Annotated in this window: 14 protein-coding genes; 8 read left to right on the forward strand and 6 right to left on the reverse strand. The window is 71.6% G+C overall.

Features of this window, described 5'->3' with window-relative positions; translation table 11 throughout:
• The first annotated feature begins 55 nt into the window (after nucleotides 1-55).
• The 5 genes from IH80_RS0131465 to IH80_RS0131485 all read left to right on the forward strand — a co-directional run bounded on the left by IH80_RS0131465 (nucleotide 56) and on the right by IH80_RS0131485 (nucleotide 5,943).
• A complete protein-coding gene (locus IH80_RS0131465; protein ID WP_030965007.1) occupies nucleotides 56-1,390 on the forward strand; it encodes a DUF2252 domain-containing protein in 1,335 nt (444 codons plus the stop codon).
• A 37-nt stretch (nucleotides 1,391-1,427) separates the two neighbouring features.
• On the forward strand, nucleotides 1,428-2,117 hold the full coding sequence (locus IH80_RS0131470; protein ID WP_030965009.1) for a hypothetical protein: 690 nt from the start codon (nucleotides 1,428-1,430) through the stop codon (nucleotides 2,115-2,117).
• Nucleotides 2,118-2,165: 48 nt separating this feature from the next.
• Nucleotides 2,166-2,960, forward strand: coding sequence for a DsbA family protein (locus IH80_RS0131475; protein ID WP_030965010.1), 795 nt, complete (start codon nucleotides 2,166-2,168; stop codon nucleotides 2,958-2,960).
• Between the two features lie 130 nt (nucleotides 2,961-3,090).
• Entirely contained in the window at nucleotides 3,091-4,752 is a 1,662-nt protein-coding gene (locus IH80_RS0131480) for an alkaline phosphatase D family protein (protein ID WP_030965011.1), read from the forward strand.
• A gap of 243 nt (nucleotides 4,753-4,995) precedes the next feature.
• Nucleotides 4,996-5,943, forward strand: a complete 948-nt coding sequence (locus tag IH80_RS0131485) for a zinc metalloprotease (protein ID WP_030965012.1) — start codon at nucleotides 4,996-4,998, stop codon at nucleotides 5,941-5,943.
• Nucleotides 5,944-6,009: 66 nt separating this feature from the next.
• On the opposite strand, the gene IH80_RS0131490 is transcribed toward IH80_RS0131485, so the two are convergent.
• A complete protein-coding gene (locus IH80_RS0131490) occupies nucleotides 6,010-6,579 on the reverse strand; it encodes a dienelactone hydrolase family protein (RefSeq protein WP_030965013.1) in 570 nt (189 codons plus the stop codon).
• A gap of 63 nt (nucleotides 6,580-6,642) precedes the next feature.
• On the opposite strand from IH80_RS0131490, the gene IH80_RS0131495 reads away from it, so the two are divergent.
• The gene (locus IH80_RS0131495) at nucleotides 6,643-7,749 is read left to right on the forward strand and encodes a mechanosensitive ion channel family protein (protein ID WP_051810171.1); all 1,107 of its coding nucleotides are present in this window, start codon (nucleotides 6,643-6,645) and stop codon (nucleotides 7,747-7,749) included.
• A gap of 15 nt (nucleotides 7,750-7,764) precedes the next feature.
• On the opposite strand, the gene IH80_RS0131500 is transcribed toward IH80_RS0131495, so the two are convergent.
• Nucleotides 7,765-8,352, reverse strand: a complete 588-nt coding sequence (locus IH80_RS0131500) for a TetR/AcrR family transcriptional regulator (RefSeq protein WP_030965016.1) — start codon at nucleotides 8,350-8,352, stop codon at nucleotides 7,765-7,767.
• Between the two features lie 63 nt (nucleotides 8,353-8,415).
• Between IH80_RS0131500 and IH80_RS0131505 the strand changes: the two genes are divergently transcribed.
• Nucleotides 8,416-8,934 (forward strand): hypothetical protein, encoded by a 519-nt coding sequence (locus IH80_RS0131505; RefSeq protein WP_030965017.1) that lies wholly within the window; start codon nucleotides 8,416-8,418, stop codon nucleotides 8,932-8,934.
• Here IH80_RS0131505 and IH80_RS0131510 read toward each other — a convergent pair.
• From IH80_RS0131510 to IH80_RS0131525, 4 genes are all read right to left on the reverse strand, one after another.
• Entirely contained in the window at nucleotides 8,931-10,523 is a 1,593-nt protein-coding gene (locus tag IH80_RS0131510; protein WP_030965019.1) for a Na+/H+ antiporter, read from the reverse strand. The genes IH80_RS0131505 and IH80_RS0131510 overlap by 4 nt on opposite strands.
• A gap of 82 nt (nucleotides 10,524-10,605) precedes the next feature.
• Nucleotides 10,606-11,547: an RluA family pseudouridine synthase gene (locus IH80_RS0131515; RefSeq protein ID WP_030665814.1), complete on the reverse strand. Its 942-nt coding sequence runs from the start codon at nucleotides 11,545-11,547 to the stop codon at nucleotides 10,606-10,608.
• A 53-nt stretch (nucleotides 11,548-11,600) separates the two neighbouring features.
• Nucleotides 11,601-12,161: a signal peptidase II gene (gene lspA / locus IH80_RS0131520; protein ID WP_030965020.1), complete on the reverse strand. Its 561-nt coding sequence runs from the start codon at nucleotides 12,159-12,161 to the stop codon at nucleotides 11,601-11,603.
• A 134-nt stretch (nucleotides 12,162-12,295) separates the two neighbouring features.
• On the reverse strand, nucleotides 12,296-13,033 hold the full coding sequence (locus IH80_RS0131525; protein WP_030965021.1) for a TraR/DksA family transcriptional regulator: 738 nt from the start codon (nucleotides 13,031-13,033) through the stop codon (nucleotides 12,296-12,298).
• A gap of 598 nt (nucleotides 13,034-13,631) precedes the next feature.
• Between IH80_RS0131525 and ileS the strand changes: the two genes are divergently transcribed.
• On the forward strand, nucleotides 13,632-16,778 hold the full coding sequence (ileS, locus tag IH80_RS0131530) for an isoleucine--tRNA ligase (protein WP_030965022.1): 3,147 nt from the start codon (nucleotides 13,632-13,634) through the stop codon (nucleotides 16,776-16,778).
• Nucleotides 16,779-17,090 lie beyond the last annotated feature (312 nt).

Here is a 17,090-nt window from a genome sequence, read left to right on the forward strand (position 1 = left end):
CCGACGTCCAGTCCGGCAGAGCCCGTACCACCCCGTGCACCAGGAGGAACCCGCCATGGCGGTCCCCGAGACGACCGACGAGCAGCGCGCCGAGGAGATCCTCGACGTGTTCGACACCGCATTCGGTGAACTGCTCGCCGCCGACCCCGCTGCGTTCCGGGTCAAGTTCCGCAAGATGGCGGCCTCGGCCTTCGCCTTCTACCGCGGTACGGCCTGCCTGTTCTACTCCGATCTGGAGCGGGACCGGCACGGCGGTCCGTACCTGGACGAGCGGACGGGCCGGGTGTGGATCCACGGCGATCTCCACGCCGAGAACTTCGGCACGTACATGGACTCCAACGGCCGGCTGATCTTCAACGTCAACGACTTCGACGAGGCGTACGTCGGCCCCTTCACCTGGGACCTCAAGCGCTTCGCCGCATCCGTCGCGCTGATCGGCTACACCAAGGCGCTCAGCGACGACCAGATAAGCGAGCTGGTGCGGATCTACGCCGGGGCCTACCGGGAGCGGATCCACCGGCTGGCGGCCGGGGGCCCGGCACCCCATAAGGACGAGGTCCCCTCCTTCACCCTGGACACCGCCGAGGGCCCGCTGCTGGACGCGCTGCGCTCGGCCCGCTCCCGCACGCGCTTCTCCCTGCTGGACTCGATGACGGAGATACGGGACTACGAGCGCCGCTTCGCCTCCGGCGGCGGCTCGATCGAGCTGGACGCCGCGACCCGCTACAAGGTGCTGGCGGCCTTCGACGGGTATCTGGAGACGCTTCCCGACGAGTCCCTGGTGCGCCCCGACTCCTACCGGGTCAAGGACGTCGTCGGCCGCCGGGGCGTCGGCATCGGCTCGGCGGGCCTGCCCTCCTACAACATCCTGCTGGAGGGGCACAGCGACGCCCTGGAGAACGACGTCGTGATCTACCTCAAGCAGGCGCAGACCCCGGCGGTCTCCCGGCACATCACGGACCGGGCCGTGCGGGAGTACTTCCGGCACGAGGGGCACCGCACGGTGATCTCGCAGCGGGCGCTCCAGGCGCACGCCGACCCGTGGCTGGGCTGGACGGAGCTGGACGGCGCCGGGCAGCTGGTGGCGGAGGTGTCCCCGTACGCGGTGGACCTGGACTGGTCGGACCTGGACGACCCGGAGGAGATCGCGGCGGTGGTCGCGGACCTCGGCCGGGCCACGGCGACCATGCACGCGTCGGCGGACGAGGCGGAGAGCGGGCAGTCCCTGGTGCCGTTCTCCACCGAGCGGGCCATCGACGCGGCGATCGCGGCGGACGAGGAGGGTTTCGCGGAGCTGCTGGTGGACTTCGCGCACGCGTACGGGGCACGGGCGCGCGCCGACCACCAGATCTTCGTGGACCTGTTCCGCAACGGGCGTCTCACCCCCTGAACCGGTCCCCACAGGAACACGTGGCACACTCGCGAGGATGGACTTTTCCGGGACGGGACTCAGAGGGCTGCGGGCCGCGCTGTTCAGCGCTGTCGTCGTGCTGCTCTCGTCCGGCTCGCACGTCCTGATGTCCCGGGTCCCGCTGCCGCCCACGCTGGTGGCCGGGGCCTTCGCGGGCGTGTTCGTGATCGCCTACGCGCTCGCGGGCCGCGAGCGGGGCTTCGGCCCCATAGCGGGGCTGCTCGTGCCGCTGGAGCTGGCGGCCGACACCGTGTTCACCGCCGGCCAGCACCTGTGCTACGGCCCGGCCGGCGGACCCGTCTCGGGTCCGCTGCGCGCCATGGGCCTGGAGGAGCTGTGCGGGGGCGCGCCGGTGGGCGGGCCACTGACCGAGGTGACCGGGCCCGCCGCCGACGCGGCCGCGCTGCTGGCCTCGCCCGGTCCGTACACGCCGTGGCTGCTGCTCGGCGCGCACGTCTCGGTGGGGCTGCTCGCGGCCGCCTGGCTGCGCCACGGCGAACGGGCGCTGGGCCGGCTGCTGCGGGCGGTGGCGGCCTTCGCGTTCCGGCCGCTGCGGATGGCGGCGGCCGCGGTGGCGGTGGCCTGCGGACCGGCACGGCGGGTGCTGCGGCGGGCCCTGGCGGGCGCCGCGGCCCGTACGCGCTTCCCGGCACACTCCGTGGGACGGCGGGGACCCCCCGTGCTCGGTGCGCTCGCGCGCGCCTGACGCACGTACGGCAGTCCGTTTCCCACGTCACACACCACGGAGATCATGATGAGTTCACGCAACAGCCAGGCGAACAAGGCGGCGGCCCGCGAGCGGCTGCGTGCCGAGCGCGAGGCGCAGGCCAAGAAGGACCGGATCCGCCGGCAGGTCATAGTCGGCGTCGGTGTGGTCGCCGCACTGGGCCTCGCCGGCGGTATCGCCTACGGGGTCATGAAGGCCAACGAGCCCGACCACTGGGAGAAGGCCGCCAAGGCCGAGCTGGTCAAGCCGAAGAACACCACCGGCGAGGACGGCACCACGGTCGTGGTCGGCAAGGCCGACGCGAAGAAGACCCTGGAGCTGTACGAGGACTCGCGCTGCCCGGCGTGCGCCTCCTTCGAGCAGGCGGCCGGCGAGCAGATCAAGAAGGACGTCGACGCGGGCAAGTACAAGCTCCAGTACGTCGGGGCGACCTTCATCGACAACGCGGTCAAGGGCGAGGGCTCGAAGAACGCGCTGAGCGCGCTGGGCGCGGCGCTGAACGTCAGCCCGGAGGCCTTCCTGGAGTTCAAGGGGGCGCTGTACTCCAAGGAGCAGCACCCCGAGGAGACCGTCGACAGCTTCGCCAAGGACGACTACCTGCTGAAGGTCGCGGACACCGTTCCGGCGCTCAAGGGCAACGCCGAGTTCAAGAAGGCCGTCGAGGACGGCACGTACGACCGGTGGGCGCTGGAGATGTCGAAGGTCTTCGACAAGTCGGGCGTGAAGGGTACGCCGACGCTGAAGATGGACGGCAAGAAGATCGACACCCCGCAGACGGCGGAGGCGTTCACGGCCGCGATCGACAAGGCCCTGCAGGGCTGACAACGGGCATTCCGGGGCACAGGCCCCCGGACCGGCCGCACCGACGGGCGGGCGAACTCCCAGAGTTCGCCCGCCCGTTGCGTTCCGACGTCTGTTCCCAGGGGTGTACCCGTCGGTAATATGATCATCCGTGACCAGTCATCTCACCCCTCTCGCGGCCGCGGCAAATCCCCGCCGCCGTACGGTCGTCCTCGCAGCGGCGGCCACGGCCACACTGGCCCCCCTCGCCACCTTGGGCGCCGGAACCGCCCACGCCGCGGGCACCGCGCCCGCCTTCCTGCACGGCGTCGCCTCAGGCGACCCGCTGCCCGACGGCGTCCTGCTGTGGACCCGTGTCACCCCCACCCCCGAGGCCGTCCCCGGCTCCGGGATCGGCCCGGCCGTCCAGGTGTCCTGGGAGGTGGCCGCCGACCAGGCCTTCTCCCGCATCGTCGCCGGGGGAACCGTCACGGCGAGCGCGACCGCCGACCACACGGTCAAGGTGGACGTGCGGGGGCTGCGGCCCCAGACGCCGTACTGGTACCGGTTCACCGCCGGCTCGGCCGTCTCCCCCGTCGGGCGCACCCTGACCACCCCGGGCCACGACGTGACGACCCCGGGCGTCCGGTTCGGCGTGGTCTCCTGCGCCAACTGGGAGTCCGGCTACTTCTCGGCCTACCGCCACCTGGCCGCCCGTACGGACCTGCACGCGGTCCTGCACCTGGGCGACTACATCTACGAGTACCAGTCCGGGGGCTACCCGGAGGCGAAGTACACCGTGCGCCAGCACGAGCCGAAGCACGAGATCGTCTCGCTGGCCGATTACCGCACCCGGCACGGCAAGTACAAGACGGACGCGGACCTCCAGGCCCTGCACCACGCCCACCCGGTCATCGCCATCTGGGACGACCACGAGTTCGCGAACGACATGTGGGCCGGGGGCGCCGAGAACCACACCCCGGGCGCCGAGGGCGACTGGGCCGCCCGCGCCGAGGCGGCCAAGCAGGCCTACTTCGAGTGGATGCCGGTACGGACCTCCACCGCGGGCACCGTCTACCGCAGGCTGCGCTTCGGTACGCTCGCCGACCTCCACCTGCTGGACCTGCGCTCCTTCCGCTCGCAGCAGACCAAGGTGGGCAGCGGCACCGTGGACGACCCGGAGCGCACCATCACCGGGCGCGCCCAGCTGGACTGGCTCAAGTCGGGCCTGGCCGGCTCGAACGCGACCTGGAAGCTGGTCGGCACCTCGGTGATGATCTCGCCGGTGGCCTTCGGCTCGCTGCCCGCGCACCTGCTGGGGCCGCTCGCCAAGCTGCTCGGTCTGCCCGAGGGCGGCATCGCGATCAACGTGGACCAGTGGGACGGGTACACGGACGACCGCAAGGAACTGCTGGGCCACCTGAAGGAACGCAACGTCAAGAACACGGTCTTCCTGACCGGCGACATCCACATGGCCTGGGCGAACGAGGTCCCGGTGAACATGGCCACCTACCCGGGCTCGGGCACGGCGGCGACGGAGTTCGTCGTCACGTCGGTGACCTCCGACAACCTCGACGACCTCCTGCACGTGCTGCCGGACACGGTCTCGCTGGTGGCCGAGTCGGCCATCAAGGCCGCCAACTGGCACGTGAAGTGGCTCGACATGGACGCGCACGGCTACGGCGTGCTGGACGTGACGCCGGAGCGCTCGCAGATGGACTACTACGTCATATCCGACAAGCGCCGACCGGGCGCCACATCCGAATGGTCCCGTTCCTACCGGACCCTGAACGGGACCCAGAAGGTGGAGCGCTCCTACCAGCCCGTTCGCTGATCCACCTGATAGACCGTCAATTCTTCTGCCACAAGGGGCGTCTGGTACATACCAGACGCCCCTTGTGCGTTCGAAGCAACAAATCTTTTACGTAAGACACTTGACCTGAATATGTCATGCACACATAAGCTTCGCGCCAGCTGAAGAAGATCCTTCAGGCCACCACCCCCCACCACCCCCCACCCGCGAGGAGCACACGTGCGCGCGAACGCCCGCATATCCCCCCTTCTCCGCCGCCGCCTGATGGGCACGGCGGTCCTGGCCGGAACCCTGGCCTTCACCCCGCTTGCGGCCCCCACCACGCTCGCGGCCGCCAAGACCCCCGCCGAGGTGTGCGCCGACGAGGCCGCCGCGCCCGCCAACGCCCGCGTGACCCGCGCCCACGACGAGCACGCCGACGAGCCGAACGAGCTCACCGACGCGCAGGCGAAGGCCATGGACGCCGACCTCAAGTCGAAGCTGGACAAGGCCCTCAAGAACCAGCCGCAGCGCAGCCTCGCCGCCGCCGAGGCCGTCGTGAACATCCCGGTGTACTTCCACGTCATCCACTCGGGCACCACCGGCAAGCTCACGTCCACGGACGTCAGCAAGCAGCTCGCGGTCCTCAACGCGGCCTACGGCGGCCAGGGCACCGGCAACGTCAACACGAACTTCCAGTTCACCCTGGCGTCGACCGACTACACGGACAACGCGTCCTGGTACAACCTGGCCTCCGGCTCCCAGGCCGAGAAGGACATGAAGAACACCCTGCGCCAGGGCGGCCCGGGCGCGCTCAACTTCTACACCGCCAAGCTCTCCGGCGGCCTGCTGGGCTGGGCGACCTTCCCGACCTCCTACGCCTCCAGCCCCAAGATGGACGGCGTGGTCGTGCTCGACAGCTCGCTGCCCGGCGGCTCCTCCGCCAACTACAACGAGGGCGACACCGCGACCCACGAGGTCGGCCACTGGCTCGGGCTGTACCACACCTTCCAGGGCGGCTGTAACGGGAACGGCGACTACGTCTCCGACACCCCGGCCGAGAAGAGCGCCGCGTACGAGTGCCCGACCGGGCGCGACAGCTGCGCCAGCAAGCCCGGCGCGGACCCGATCCGCAACTTCATGGACTACACGTACGACTCCTGCATGTACCAGTTCACCGCCGGCCAGGTGGCCCGCATGAGCAGCAGCTGGACCGCCTACCGGGCGGGCTGACCCCAGCGACGACGAGGGCCCGGCCCGGCATCCGCCGGACCGGGCCCTTGCGCATGTCCCGTGCCGCTAAAGGCTGTCGAGGAAGCCGATCGCGGCCGTCCACGTCTGCTCCGCAGCCTCGGCGTCGTAGTCGTCGAGGTCCGGGTCGGTGAACAGGTGCCCGGCGCCCGGGTAGCTGTGGACCTCGACGTCCGCGCCGGCCCGCTGCATCCGCAGGTACCAGGCCGTCAGCCAGTCGTGCGGCTCGAAGGGGTCGGGGTCCGCGATGTGCAGCTGCACCGGGAGCCCGTCCACCGAGGCGCCGTCCTCCAGGTCCGCCGTCCCGTGCAGCAGGAGCAGCCCGCGCGCCTTCTCGTCGGCCAGCGCCAGGTGCTGGGCGAGGGAACCGCCGAAGGAGAAGCCCGCGTAGACCAGGCCCTCGTCGGAGTGCGGGGCGGAGGCCAGCACCGCCCGCTTCAGCAACTCGTCACGGCCGATCTCGTCCTGGTGGGCCATGCCCTCCTCGACGGTCTCGAAGGTGCGCCCCTCGAAGAGGTCCGGCACCTGGACCTGGTGACCGGCCGCGCGCAGCCGGTCGGCCGCCGCCTGCACCGCGGGCCGCAGCCCGTACGTCGAATGGAAGAGCATGATGTTCATGCCTCCATCGTGCCAGCCGACGCAGGCAGTGGTGCGCCACGGCTTCCCGCTACGTTCATCCCCATGGAGACCGAGACCTACCTGCGCCCCGCGACGGTCATCGGCGGCGCGCTGGTCGCCACCCTGGCCGCGGGATGGCTGCTCGACCTGCTGCTGCGGCGGGCCGACGTCCGGCACCCCGAGACCCCGCTCTGGGGACTGCTGCGCCGCTGCCGGCTCCCGTTCCAGGTGGTGCTGTGCACCTGCCTGCTCAGAGCCTCCTACCTCCGGGCGGGCATCCTCCCCGACCATCCCGTCGGCGTCGGCCGCTTCCTCACCGTGGTGCTGATCGCCTCGGCGGCCTGGCTGGCGGTGCGCATCGCGAACGCCGCCGTGGACTCCACGTACGCACGCTACGCCGCGGTGACCCAGGACGAGGCCCGGGTCCGCCGGGTGCGCACCCAGGTCACGCTGATCCACCGGGTGGTCACGGCGGTGGTGGTCGTGGTCGCCGTGGCGGCGGTGCTGCTGACCTTCCCCCCGATGCGCGCGGTCGGCGCCTCGATGCTGGCCTCCGCGGGCGTCCTCGGCATCGTGGCGGGCATCGCGGCCCAGTCCTCGCTGAGCAACCTCTTCGCCGGCCTCCAGATCGCCTTCGGCGACACCGTCCGCATCGGCGACACGGTCGTCGTCGACAAGGAGTGGGGCCGGGTCGAGGAGATCACCCTGACCTTCCTGACCGTCCGCACCTGGGACGAGCGCCGCATCACGATGCCTGTGTCGTATTTCACGAGCAAGCCGTACGAGAACTGGTCGCGCGGCGGTGCGCAGATGACCGGCACGGTCTTCTGGCACCTGGACCACAGCGCACCCCTGGGGCTGATGCGGGAACGGTTCCGGCAGATCCTCGCGGAACTGCCCGAGTGGGACGGCCGCGGCGGCGGCCTGGCCGTGACGGATACCACACCGCACACCATCCAGGTCCGCGGGGTGGTCACGGCCAAGGACGCCGACGACCTCTGGACACTGCGCTGCGCGGTCCGCGAGCAGCTGATCACCTGGCTGGCCACCCACCACCCCCACGCGCTGCCCCGCATCATCACGGCCCCGGCGGCCCCGGCCCCGGCCCCGGACGCGCCGCAGGATGAGGGGGGTCCTGTCGATGAGGCCGGCGTCGCGAGCCCGGCATGACCGGCGGGACACCTTTCAGGGGGCGGCGAGCAGCGCGGCCGCGCACTCCTCGGCGAGGTCCTCGGCGTGCGGCGGCAGCGGCTCGCCGCCTCGCAGGGGCCGGCGGACGACCGAGAGCGGCAGGTCGATCAGGGCCAGGACGGTCCGGTCCAGGCCCTGGGCGTCGGCGAACCCCAGGGCCTCGGCGAGGCCGCCGATGGCGGCGAACACGCGCTCGTTGCCGGAATCGGCCCGTCGGATGTGCTCCTCGGACCAGTCGGCGCGGCCGAACTCCGCCGCACCGTAGAGGAGGAGCGCGGCCTCCTCGGGCTGGGCGCGGCTCCATGCGACGACGTGGCGGGCGGCCGTACGGGCCGCCGCGTGCGGGTCGGCCTCGCCGTGGAGGCCGGCGAGATAGCCCTCCTGGAACCGCTCGACCGTCCGCAACCACACCTCGGCGAGCAGAGCGGTGCGTCCGGCGAAGCGGTGGTACATGGAGCCGCTCGGCGCGCCGACCGCCTGGGCGACGGCGGACATGGTCACACCTCCCGGTCCGGCCGAGGCGGCCAGCCGTACGGCGGCGTCGAGGATCCGGTCGGTGTCGAAGCGGGGTGGTCTCGCCATGAATCAGAGAGTACCCTCCAGATTATTAGAGACCCATCTCTAATAACGCGAAGGGGAGGACCGATGGGCGTCTTCAACGTGCACGAACGCCTGCTGACGGCCGGACCGGACGAGGTCGGCGCACTCGTCGACACGCTGTCCGGCGGGGAGGGCGACCGGCTCTGGCCGCACCGCCTGTGGGAGGAGATGGAGTTCGACCGCCCCCTGGCCGTCGGGGCGGTGGGCGGCCACGGCCCGGTGCGCTACACGGTGGCCGCCTACGTGCCGGGGACCTGGGTGCGCTTCGCCTTCACCGGGCCCCGCGGGTTCCACGGCTTCCACGAGTTCACCGCGCTGCCCGTCGACGCGGAGCGGACCGTGCTGCGGCACACCCTGGCGATGACCCTCAGCGGCGTCAGCCGCGTCACCTGGCCGCTGGCCTACCGCCCGATGCACGACGCCGTACTGGAGGACTGTCTGGACCGCGCCGAACTGGCCTGCACGGGCACGGTGGCCCGCCGGGCCCGCTGGTCCCCGTACGTCCGCTTCCTCCGGGGCCTGGAACGCCTGGTGACCGGAGGCCGCCCGGGGGGTCCCGCCTAGGGTGCGCGCAGGCTGCGTACGTCCAGGTGGCGCAGTACCCGGTCGACGACCTCCGGGTCGGAGCCGGGTTCGCTGCGGGCGGCCAGCACCTCGTGGCGGGCGGCCGACATCATCTCCCGCTGGATCCGCTGGACGTCGTGGAGCCGCTGGACCCGCTTCGCGTACGCCTCGCGCCGTTCCTCGTCCACCATGTCCGGGCTGATCCTGGCCCCCACGTCGTAGGCGCGCCGGGTCAGCTGCTCGATCAGGTCCTCCGGCAGGTCCTCGACCTCCTCGATCTCCTTCAGCCGGCGCTTGGCCGCCTTGGCGGCGCGGACGGCCAGCCTGCGTTCGGCGTCCCGCCGCGCGTCGGTGTCCTCCTCCACGCCGAGGCGCCGCACCAGCCACGGCAGGGTCAGCCCCTGGCACACCAGGGTCACCATGATCACCGCGAAGGCGATGAAGATGATCTCGTCCCGTGCCGGGAAGGGCTGGCCGGAGTCCGTCCTGAGGGGAATGGCCAGGGCCAGGGCCACCGAGGCCACCCCGCGCATCCCGGCCCACCACATCACCACGCTCTCCCGCCAGCTCATCGGGATCTCCTCGTCGTAGTCGCGCCGCTGGTGCAGCTTCTTCGCGAGCCACCCGGCCGGCAGCAGCCACAGCAGCCGAACGCCGACCACGACCGCGACGACGACCGCCGCCCAGCCGGCCATCTCCCACATCCGGTCCTGCGCCGTCCCGAAGACGTTGTGGAGCTCCAGCCCGATCAGCCCGAAGGCCACGCCGGTGACCAGCGTGTCCACGACCTCCCAGAAGGTGTGCCCGGCCAGCCGGCCCAGCACGTCGTCGGCGTCGGAGGCGTACTCGGCGAGGAAGAGGGCCGTCGTCAGCACGGCCAGCACCCCGGACCCGTGGAGCTCCTCGGCGACGACGTACGACACGAAGGGCACGAGCAGCGTCAGCCCGATCTGGAGGGTGGCGTCACCGAGCCGGCCCATCAGCCGGTGGGTGGTCCAGCCGAGGGCCAGGCCGACGATCACGGCGACGACGGCGGACAGCACGAACTCCCCGAGCGCGTCGGGCCAGGAGAAACTGCCGCTCACGGCCGCGGCGATCGCCACGTGGTAGAGCACGATCGCCGTCACGTCGTTGAAGAGACCCTCGCCCTCCAGGATCGACACCATGCGGCGGGGCAGCCCGAGCGAGCCGGCGACCGCCGTGGCGGCGACCGGGTCGGGCGGCGCCACGAGCGCGCCGAGCGCGACGGCCGCGGCGATCGGCAGCGTGGGCACCACGGAGTAGGCGACGGCGGCCACGGCGGCGGTCGTGACGAACACCAGGGCCACGGCCAGCAGCAGGATCGGCCGCACGTTGGCGGCGAACTGCCGCCACGAGGTCCGCTGCACGGAGGCGTACAGCAGCGGCGGCAGCACCAGCGGCAGGATGAACTCGGGCGGGACGTCGACCTCGGGCACCGCCGGCACCAGGGCGAGGACCACCCCGCCGAGGGTCATCAGGACGGGCGCGGGCAGTCCCAGCCGGTCCCCGAGCGGCACCATGACCACGGCCCCGAGGAGGAGCACGAACAGCAGAGCAAGCTGATCCACTCCCCCACCCTGCCAGCCCGCCGGGCCCGGCAGCGGCGGTCGGGGCCGGGGCCGCGTGTCGGGGCCCGGCGGGCGGGAGCCGTTACTCGCTCTCCGCCCGGATCACGTCGAGCGCGTGCTGGAGGTCCGCCGGGTAGGTGCTCTCGAACTCCACCCACTGCCCGTCCGCGGGGTGCTCGAAGCCCAGCCGGACCGCGTGCAGCCACTGGCGGGTGAGCCCGAGCCGCTTCGCGACGGTCGGGTCGGCACCGTAGGTCAGGTCGCCGACGCACGGGTGGCGGTGCGCGGACATGTGCACGCGGATCTGGTGCGTACGCCCCGTCTCCAGCTTGATGTCCAGCAGCGAGGCGGCGCGGAAGGCCTCGATCAGGTCGTAGTGGGTGACGGAGGCCTTGCCGTCCTGGGTCACCGCCCACTTGTAGTCCGCGCTGGGGTGGCGGCCGATCGGGGCGTCGATGGTGCCGCTCATCGGGTCGGGGTGGCCCTGCACGAGCGCGTGGTAGCGCTTGTCCACGACCCGCTCGCGGAACTGGTTCTTCAGCGAGGTGTAGGCGCGCTCCGACTTGGCGACGGCCATCAGGCCGGACGTACCGACGTCGAGGCGGTGCACGATGCCCTGGCGCTCGGACGCGCCGGAAGTGGAGATGCGGTAGCCCGCGGCGGCGAGACCGCCGATGACGGTGGTGCCGGTCCAGCCGGGGCTCGGGTGGGCGGCGACGCCCACCGGCTTCATGATGACGACGATGTCGTCGTCGTCATGGACGATCTCCATGCCCGGGACCGGCTCGGCGACGACCTCGACCGGGCGCGGGGGCGCGGGCATCTCGACCTCGAGCCAGGCACCGCCGTGCACGCGCTCGGACTTCCCGACGACGCTGCCGTCGACCGACACCTTCCCCTCGGCCGCGAGCTCGGCCGCCTTCGTCCGGGAAAAACCGAACATACGGGCGATGGCGGCGTCGACGCGCTCGCCTTCGAGGCCATCGGGAACGGGCAGGGTGCGGATCTCGGGAATCGTACTCACCCGTCGAGTATGCAGGACGGCGCGGACGAGCAGTTCCGCGATCAGTGCTTCGATCAGTCCTTGTGGACGGTGCCGTCCGGGTCCAGGCCCTTGAAGGACAGCAGCACGATGAGGATGCCGCCGCACACGATCGCCGAGTCGGCGATGTTGAAGACGGCGAAGTGCGCGGGCGCGATGAAGTCGACGACGGCCCCGCGGAACACGCCCGGCGAGCGGAAGATCCGGTCCGTCAGGTTGCCCAGCGCACCGCCCAGCAGCAGACCCAGGGCGATCGCCCACGGCAGGCTGTAGAGCTTGCGGGCCAGCCGCACGATCACCACGATCACCGCCGCTGCGATGCCGGTGAAGATGATGGTGAAGGCTTCGCCGAACCCGAACGCGGCACCCGGGTTGCGGACCGCCTCGAACTTCAGCAGGTCACCGATGATCTCGATCGGCGGCTGGTGCTCCAGCTTCGCCACGACCAGCATCTTGGTGCCGAGGTCCAGCAGGTAGGCGAGCACCGCCACGACGAGCAGTGCCGCGATCCGCCGACGCCCCTTGGGCGCGGCCGACTCCGGCTGGGCGTCGTCCCCGACCTCCGGCGTACCGATGATGCGCTCCGCCTCTGCCACGTGAGTCCCTCGAACTAGCCGACCCAGGCTCCTCCTGGACCCTGACCAGACGAGGGTACGTCAGGGCCCCCGCACACCGCCCGCCCCGCCTCCTGCCTTTCCCGTCACGCCCCGGCGCGCCACCCGGGAGCCGCCTAGTGGCGGCGCTCCTGCTTCTGCTTGCAGTCGACGCACAGCGTGGCCCGGGGGAAGGCCTGCATCCTGGCCTTGCCGATGGGCTGCCCGCAGTTCTCGCAGAGCCCGTACGTGCCCGCCTCCAGCCGTTCCAGGGCCCGCTCGGTCTGCTCCAGCATCGAGCTGGCGTTGGCCGCGAGCGCCAGCTCCGACTCCCGCGTGATGTTCTTGGTGCCCGTGTCGGCCTGGTCGTCGCCGGCTCCGTCGCCCGAGTCCCGCATGAGGCCCGAGATGGCCACCTCGGAGGCGTCCAGCTCGGCGCGCAGCCGCAGTACCTCCGACGCCAGCTCCGCCCGGGCCTCCTCGACCTCCTTCGACGTCCAGGGGTCCTCCCCGGGCCGTACGGCGAGCTCACCGGGGGCGGCGGCCGACGCCGTGACCCCGGTCTTGGGCAGCCCGCTGGTGGCGGCCGCGGCCGTCTTCCGCGCCGCACCGGTGCTCTTCTTGGCAACCACGTTCGGGACTCCCGTCTTCTCCGCGGCGTGCGCCGCCCCCTCGGCCGCGGCCTTCTTGGCCGTGACCGTCCGCTTCTCGACGGCGGTCGTCTTCCTGACTGCGGTCGTCTTCTTCCCGGCCGCGGCCGCCTTCTTCGCCGATGCCTTCTTCGTCGGAGCCTTCTTGGCGGCCGTCTGACGGGCCGCCGTCGCCTTCTCGGCGGGAGCCGGGTCCCCGGAGACCGCTGTCTTCTTCGCCACCATGGCCGCGGCCCCTTCACATACTGTGATATTGCTCGCGAATCGTGCCGGAACGATAAATCGGCTCCGCCCCCGCGGCAACGGGGCACGCATCCGTCGAGGTCAACCTGCATCCGTTGTGCCCAGCCGGAGGCCTGGTAATCCGCCCCTCGCACCCCACTGGACGCCGAGGTGGCGCGATGGCCCGTCCGGGTCACTCCCGGCCCTGCCCGGCCCCCGCCCCGATCCCCCCGGCCGCCCCCCCGCCACGCCGTGCCCACGGGCCCCGCACGGGCCCCCGTAAACCGGTCTGCCGAGCGCTCCCCGCACCCGTACACTGGGCCCAGCGAAAGGCATGGACGGGGACGAGTAGCGTCGGACGCAGCCAGGAGCGACCCGGGGACGGTGAGAGCCCGGGGGCGAGCGCGACGTGAAGGATCACCCCTGAGCCGCCGGAAGAAAGCCGCGGGTCCCCCCGCGGGGAGTAGAACCGGCTTCGCACCCCAATGAGGGGGCCACCGGATCCGTCCGGCGGCCAAGGAGGGTGGTACCGCGGGAGCAGCAGTCGGCTCTCGTCCCTCCGGACGGAAGTGACACCCCGCCGGAGGAAGAGTTCAGCCTCATGACCACACCGCCGCAGTACCGCCCGGTACCCGCCCAGGTCGACCTGCCTGCCCTCGAGCACGCGGTCCTCGACTTCTGGCGCGAGAGCAAGACCTTCGCCAAGACCCTGGAGCAGTCCGAGGGACGCCCCGAGTGGGTCTTCTACGAGGGCCCGCCCACCGCGAACGGCATGCCCGGCGCGCACCACATCGAGGCCCGCGTCTTCAAGGACGTCTTCCCCCGCTTCCGCACGATGCGCGGCTACCACGTGGCCCGCAAGGCCGGCTGGGACTGCCACGGCCTGCCCGTCGAGCTCGCCGTCGAGAAGGAGCTGGGCTTCAACGGCAAGCAGGACATCGAGGCGTACGGCATCGCCGAGTTCAACGCCAAGTGCCGCGAGTCCGTGACCCGCCACACCGACGCGTTCGCCGAGCTCACGACCCGCATGGGCTACTGGGTCGACCTGGACGACGCCTACCGGACGATGGACCCCGAGTACGTCGAGTCCGTGTGGTGGTCGCTGAAGGAGATCTTCAACAAGGGCCTCCTCACCCAGGACCACCGCGTCGCGCCCTGGTGCCCCCGCTGCGGCACCGGCCTGTCCGACCACGAGCTGGCCCAGGGCTACGAGACGGTCGTCGACCCCTCCGTCTACGTCCGCTTCCCGCTGACCTCCGGCCCGCTGGCCGGCGAGGCGGCCCTGCTGGTCTGGACGACCACCCCGTGGACCCTGGTGTCCAACACGGCGGTCGCCGCCCACCCCGAGGTCACCTACGTCGTCGCCACGAACGGAACCGAGAAGCTGGTCGTCGCCCAGCCGCTGCTGGAGAAGGCCCTCGGCGAGGGCTGGGAGGCCACCGGCCAGTCCTTCACCGGCAAGGAGATGGAGCGCTGGACCTACGAGCGCCCCTTCGACCTCGTCGAGTTCCCCGAGCCCGCCCACTACGTCGTGAACGCCGAGTACGTCACGACCGAGGACGGCACCGGTCTGGTCCACCAGTCCCCCGCCTTCGGCGCCGACGACCTCGCGGTCTGCCGCTCGTACGGTCTGCCCGTCGTGAACCCGGTCCGCCCCGACGGCACCTTCGAGGAGGAGGTCCCCCTGGTGGGCGGCGTCTTCTTCAAGAAGGCCGACGAGAAGCTGACCGCCGACCTCGACGCGCGCGGCCGGCTCTTCAAGCACATCGCCTACGAGCACAGCTACCCGCACTGCTGGCGCTGCCACACGGCCCTGCTCTACTACGCGCAGCCGTCCTGGTACATCCGCACCACCGCCGTCAAGGACGCGATGCTGCGGGAGAACGAGAAGACCAACTGGTTCCCGGACTCCGTCAAGCAGGGCCGCTTCGGCGACTGGCTGAACAACAACATCGACTGGGCGCTCTCCCGCAACCGCTACTGGGGCACCCCGCTGCCGATCTGGCGCTGTGAGGAGAACCACCTCACCTGCGTCGGCTCCCGCGCCGAGCTCTCCGAGCTGTCCGGCCAGGACCACGCGAACCTGGACCCGCACCGCCCGTACATCGACGACGTGACCTTCACCTGCACCGCCGAGGGCTGCTCCCTCGAAGCGGTCCGCGTGCCGGAGGTCATCGACGCCTGGTACGACTCGGGCTCGATGCCGTTCGCGCAGTGGGGCTACCCGTACAAGAACAAGGAGATCTTCGAGAAGCGCTACCCGGCGCAGTTCATCTCGGAGGCCATCGACCAGACCCGCGGCTGGTTCTACACGCTGATGGCGGTCGGCACCCTCGTCTTCGACAAGTCGTCCTACGAGAACGTGGTCTGCCTGGGCCACATCCTCGCCGAGGACGGCCGCAAGATGTCCAAGCACCTGGGCAACATCCTCCAGCCGATCCCGCTCATGGACCAGCACGGCGCCGACGCGGTCCGCTGGTTCATGGCGGCCGGCGGCTCCCCGTGGGCGGCCCGCCGCGTGGGCCACGGCACGATCCAGGAGGTCGTCCGCAAGACTCTCCTCACGTACTGGAACACGGTCGCCTTCCAGGCGCTGTACGCCCGTACGTCGAACTGGGCGCCCTCGGCGGCCGACCCGGCCCCGGCGGACCGCACGGTCCTCGACCGGTGGCTGCTCTCCGAGCTGCACGCCCTCGTCGCGGGGGTCACCGAGGCGATGGAGGCGTACGACACCCAGCGCGCCGGCAAGCTGCTGTCGGCGTTCGTCGACGACCTCTCCAACTGGTACGTCCGCCGTTCGCGCCGCCGCTTCTGGCAGGGCGACGCGGCCGCGCTGCGCACCCTGCACGACGTGGTCGAGACGGTCACGCGTCTGCTGGCCCCGCTGACCCCGTTCATCACGGAGCGGGTCTGGCAGGACATGGTGGTCCCGGTCACGCCGGAGGCCCCCGAGTCGGTCCACCTCTCGACCTGGCCGGTCGCGGACACGGCAGCGATCGACCCCGCCCTGTCGCAGCAGATGCAGCTCGTACGCCGCCTCGTGGAGCTCGGTCGCGCGACCCGCGCGGAATCGGGCGTGAAGACCCGCCAGCCGCTGTCGCGGGCGCTGGTCGGCGCGGTGGGCTTCGACGCGCTGTCGGCGGAGCTGCAGGCCCAGATCACGGAGGAGCTGAACGTCTCCTCCCTGGCCTCCCTCTCGGAAGTCGGCGGGTCCCTGGTGGACACCACGGCGAAGGCGAACTTCCGCGCGCTGGGCAAGCGCTTCGGCAAGGGCGTCCAGGACGTGGCGAAGGCGGTGGCCGCGGCCGACGCGGCGGCGCTGTCGCTGGCCCTTCGCTCGGGCGGGGCGACGATCTCGGTGAACGGCGAGGAGGTCGTCCTCACCCCGGAGGAGGTCATCATCACCGAGACCCCGCGCGAGGGCTGGTCGGTGGCCTCCGACTCGGGCGCGACGGTGGCCCTGGACCTGGAGATCACGCCGGAGCTGCGGCTGGCGGGCCTGGCCCGTGACGCGATCCGGCTGATCCAGGAGGCCCGGAAGAACTCCGGCCTCGACGTGGCGGACCGGATCGCGCTGCGGTGGTCCTCCGCGGACCCGGAGGTCGTGACGGCCCTGACGGACCACGCGGGCCTCATCGCGGACGAGGTGCTCGCCACGGACTTCGCCTCCGGCGAGGCCGACCCCGCCTACGGCGACCCCTTCACGGACGACTCCCTGTCCCTGACGTTCCGCCTCCGCAAGGCCTGACCCGCCCGCAGCGGCCCGCCCTTCCCCTCCGGGGGGGGGGCGGGCCGCTGTCGTTTCCCGTCTGCGGGCCGGTGGCCGCGCCTCAAGCGCCGGCGGGGCTGGGTTGTGCGGCCGTGGTGCGGTTGCCCTGGCCGGGCGGTGCACGTGGTGTCCGGGTGCGGGCCGGTGGCTGCGCCTCAAGCGCCGGCGGGGCTGGGTTGTGCGGCGGTGGTGCCCGGGTGGGGCGGTGGTTGCGGGTGGGGCGGTGCCCCTCCGGGGGCTCTCCTCGGCTCGGCGCGTGCGGGTGTGGCACGGCCAGGCGGCCCGGGTCGC

The sequence above is a fragment of the Streptomyces sp. NRRL S-378 genome (assembly GCF_000720645.1).
In the GTDB taxonomy this organism is placed as follows: domain Bacteria; phylum Actinomycetota; class Actinomycetes; order Streptomycetales; family Streptomycetaceae; genus Streptomyces.

Coding starts and splice junctions, on each gene's coding strand:
- IH80_RS0131465 (WP_030965007.1), top strand. CDS start 56: ATGGCGGTCCCCGAGACGACCGACGAGCAGCGCGCCGAGGAGATCCTC.
- IH80_RS0131470 (WP_030965009.1), top strand. CDS start 1,428: ATGGACTTTTCCGGGACGGGACTCAGAGGGCTGCGGGCCGCGCTGTTC.
- IH80_RS0131475 (WP_030965010.1), top strand. CDS start 2,166: ATGAGTTCACGCAACAGCCAGGCGAACAAGGCGGCGGCCCGCGAGCGG.
- IH80_RS0131485 (WP_030965012.1), top strand. CDS start 4,996: ATGGGCACGGCGGTCCTGGCCGGAACCCTGGCCTTCACCCCGCTTGCG.
- IH80_RS0131490 (WP_030965013.1), bottom strand. CDS start 6,579: ATGAACATCATGCTCTTCCATTCGACGTACGGGCTGCGGCCCGCGGTG.
- IH80_RS0131495 (WP_051810171.1), top strand. CDS start 6,643: ATGGAGACCGAGACCTACCTGCGCCCCGCGACGGTCATCGGCGGCGCG.
- IH80_RS0131500 (WP_030965016.1), bottom strand. CDS start 8,352: ATGGCGAGACCACCCCGCTTCGACACCGACCGGATCCTCGACGCCGCC.
- IH80_RS0131505 (WP_030965017.1), top strand. CDS start 8,416: ATGGGCGTCTTCAACGTGCACGAACGCCTGCTGACGGCCGGACCGGAC.
- IH80_RS0131525 (WP_030965021.1), bottom strand. CDS start 13,033: ATGGTGGCGAAGAAGACAGCGGTCTCCGGGGACCCGGCTCCCGCCGAG.
- ileS (WP_030965022.1), top strand. CDS start 13,632: ATGACCACACCGCCGCAGTACCGCCCGGTACCCGCCCAGGTCGACCTG.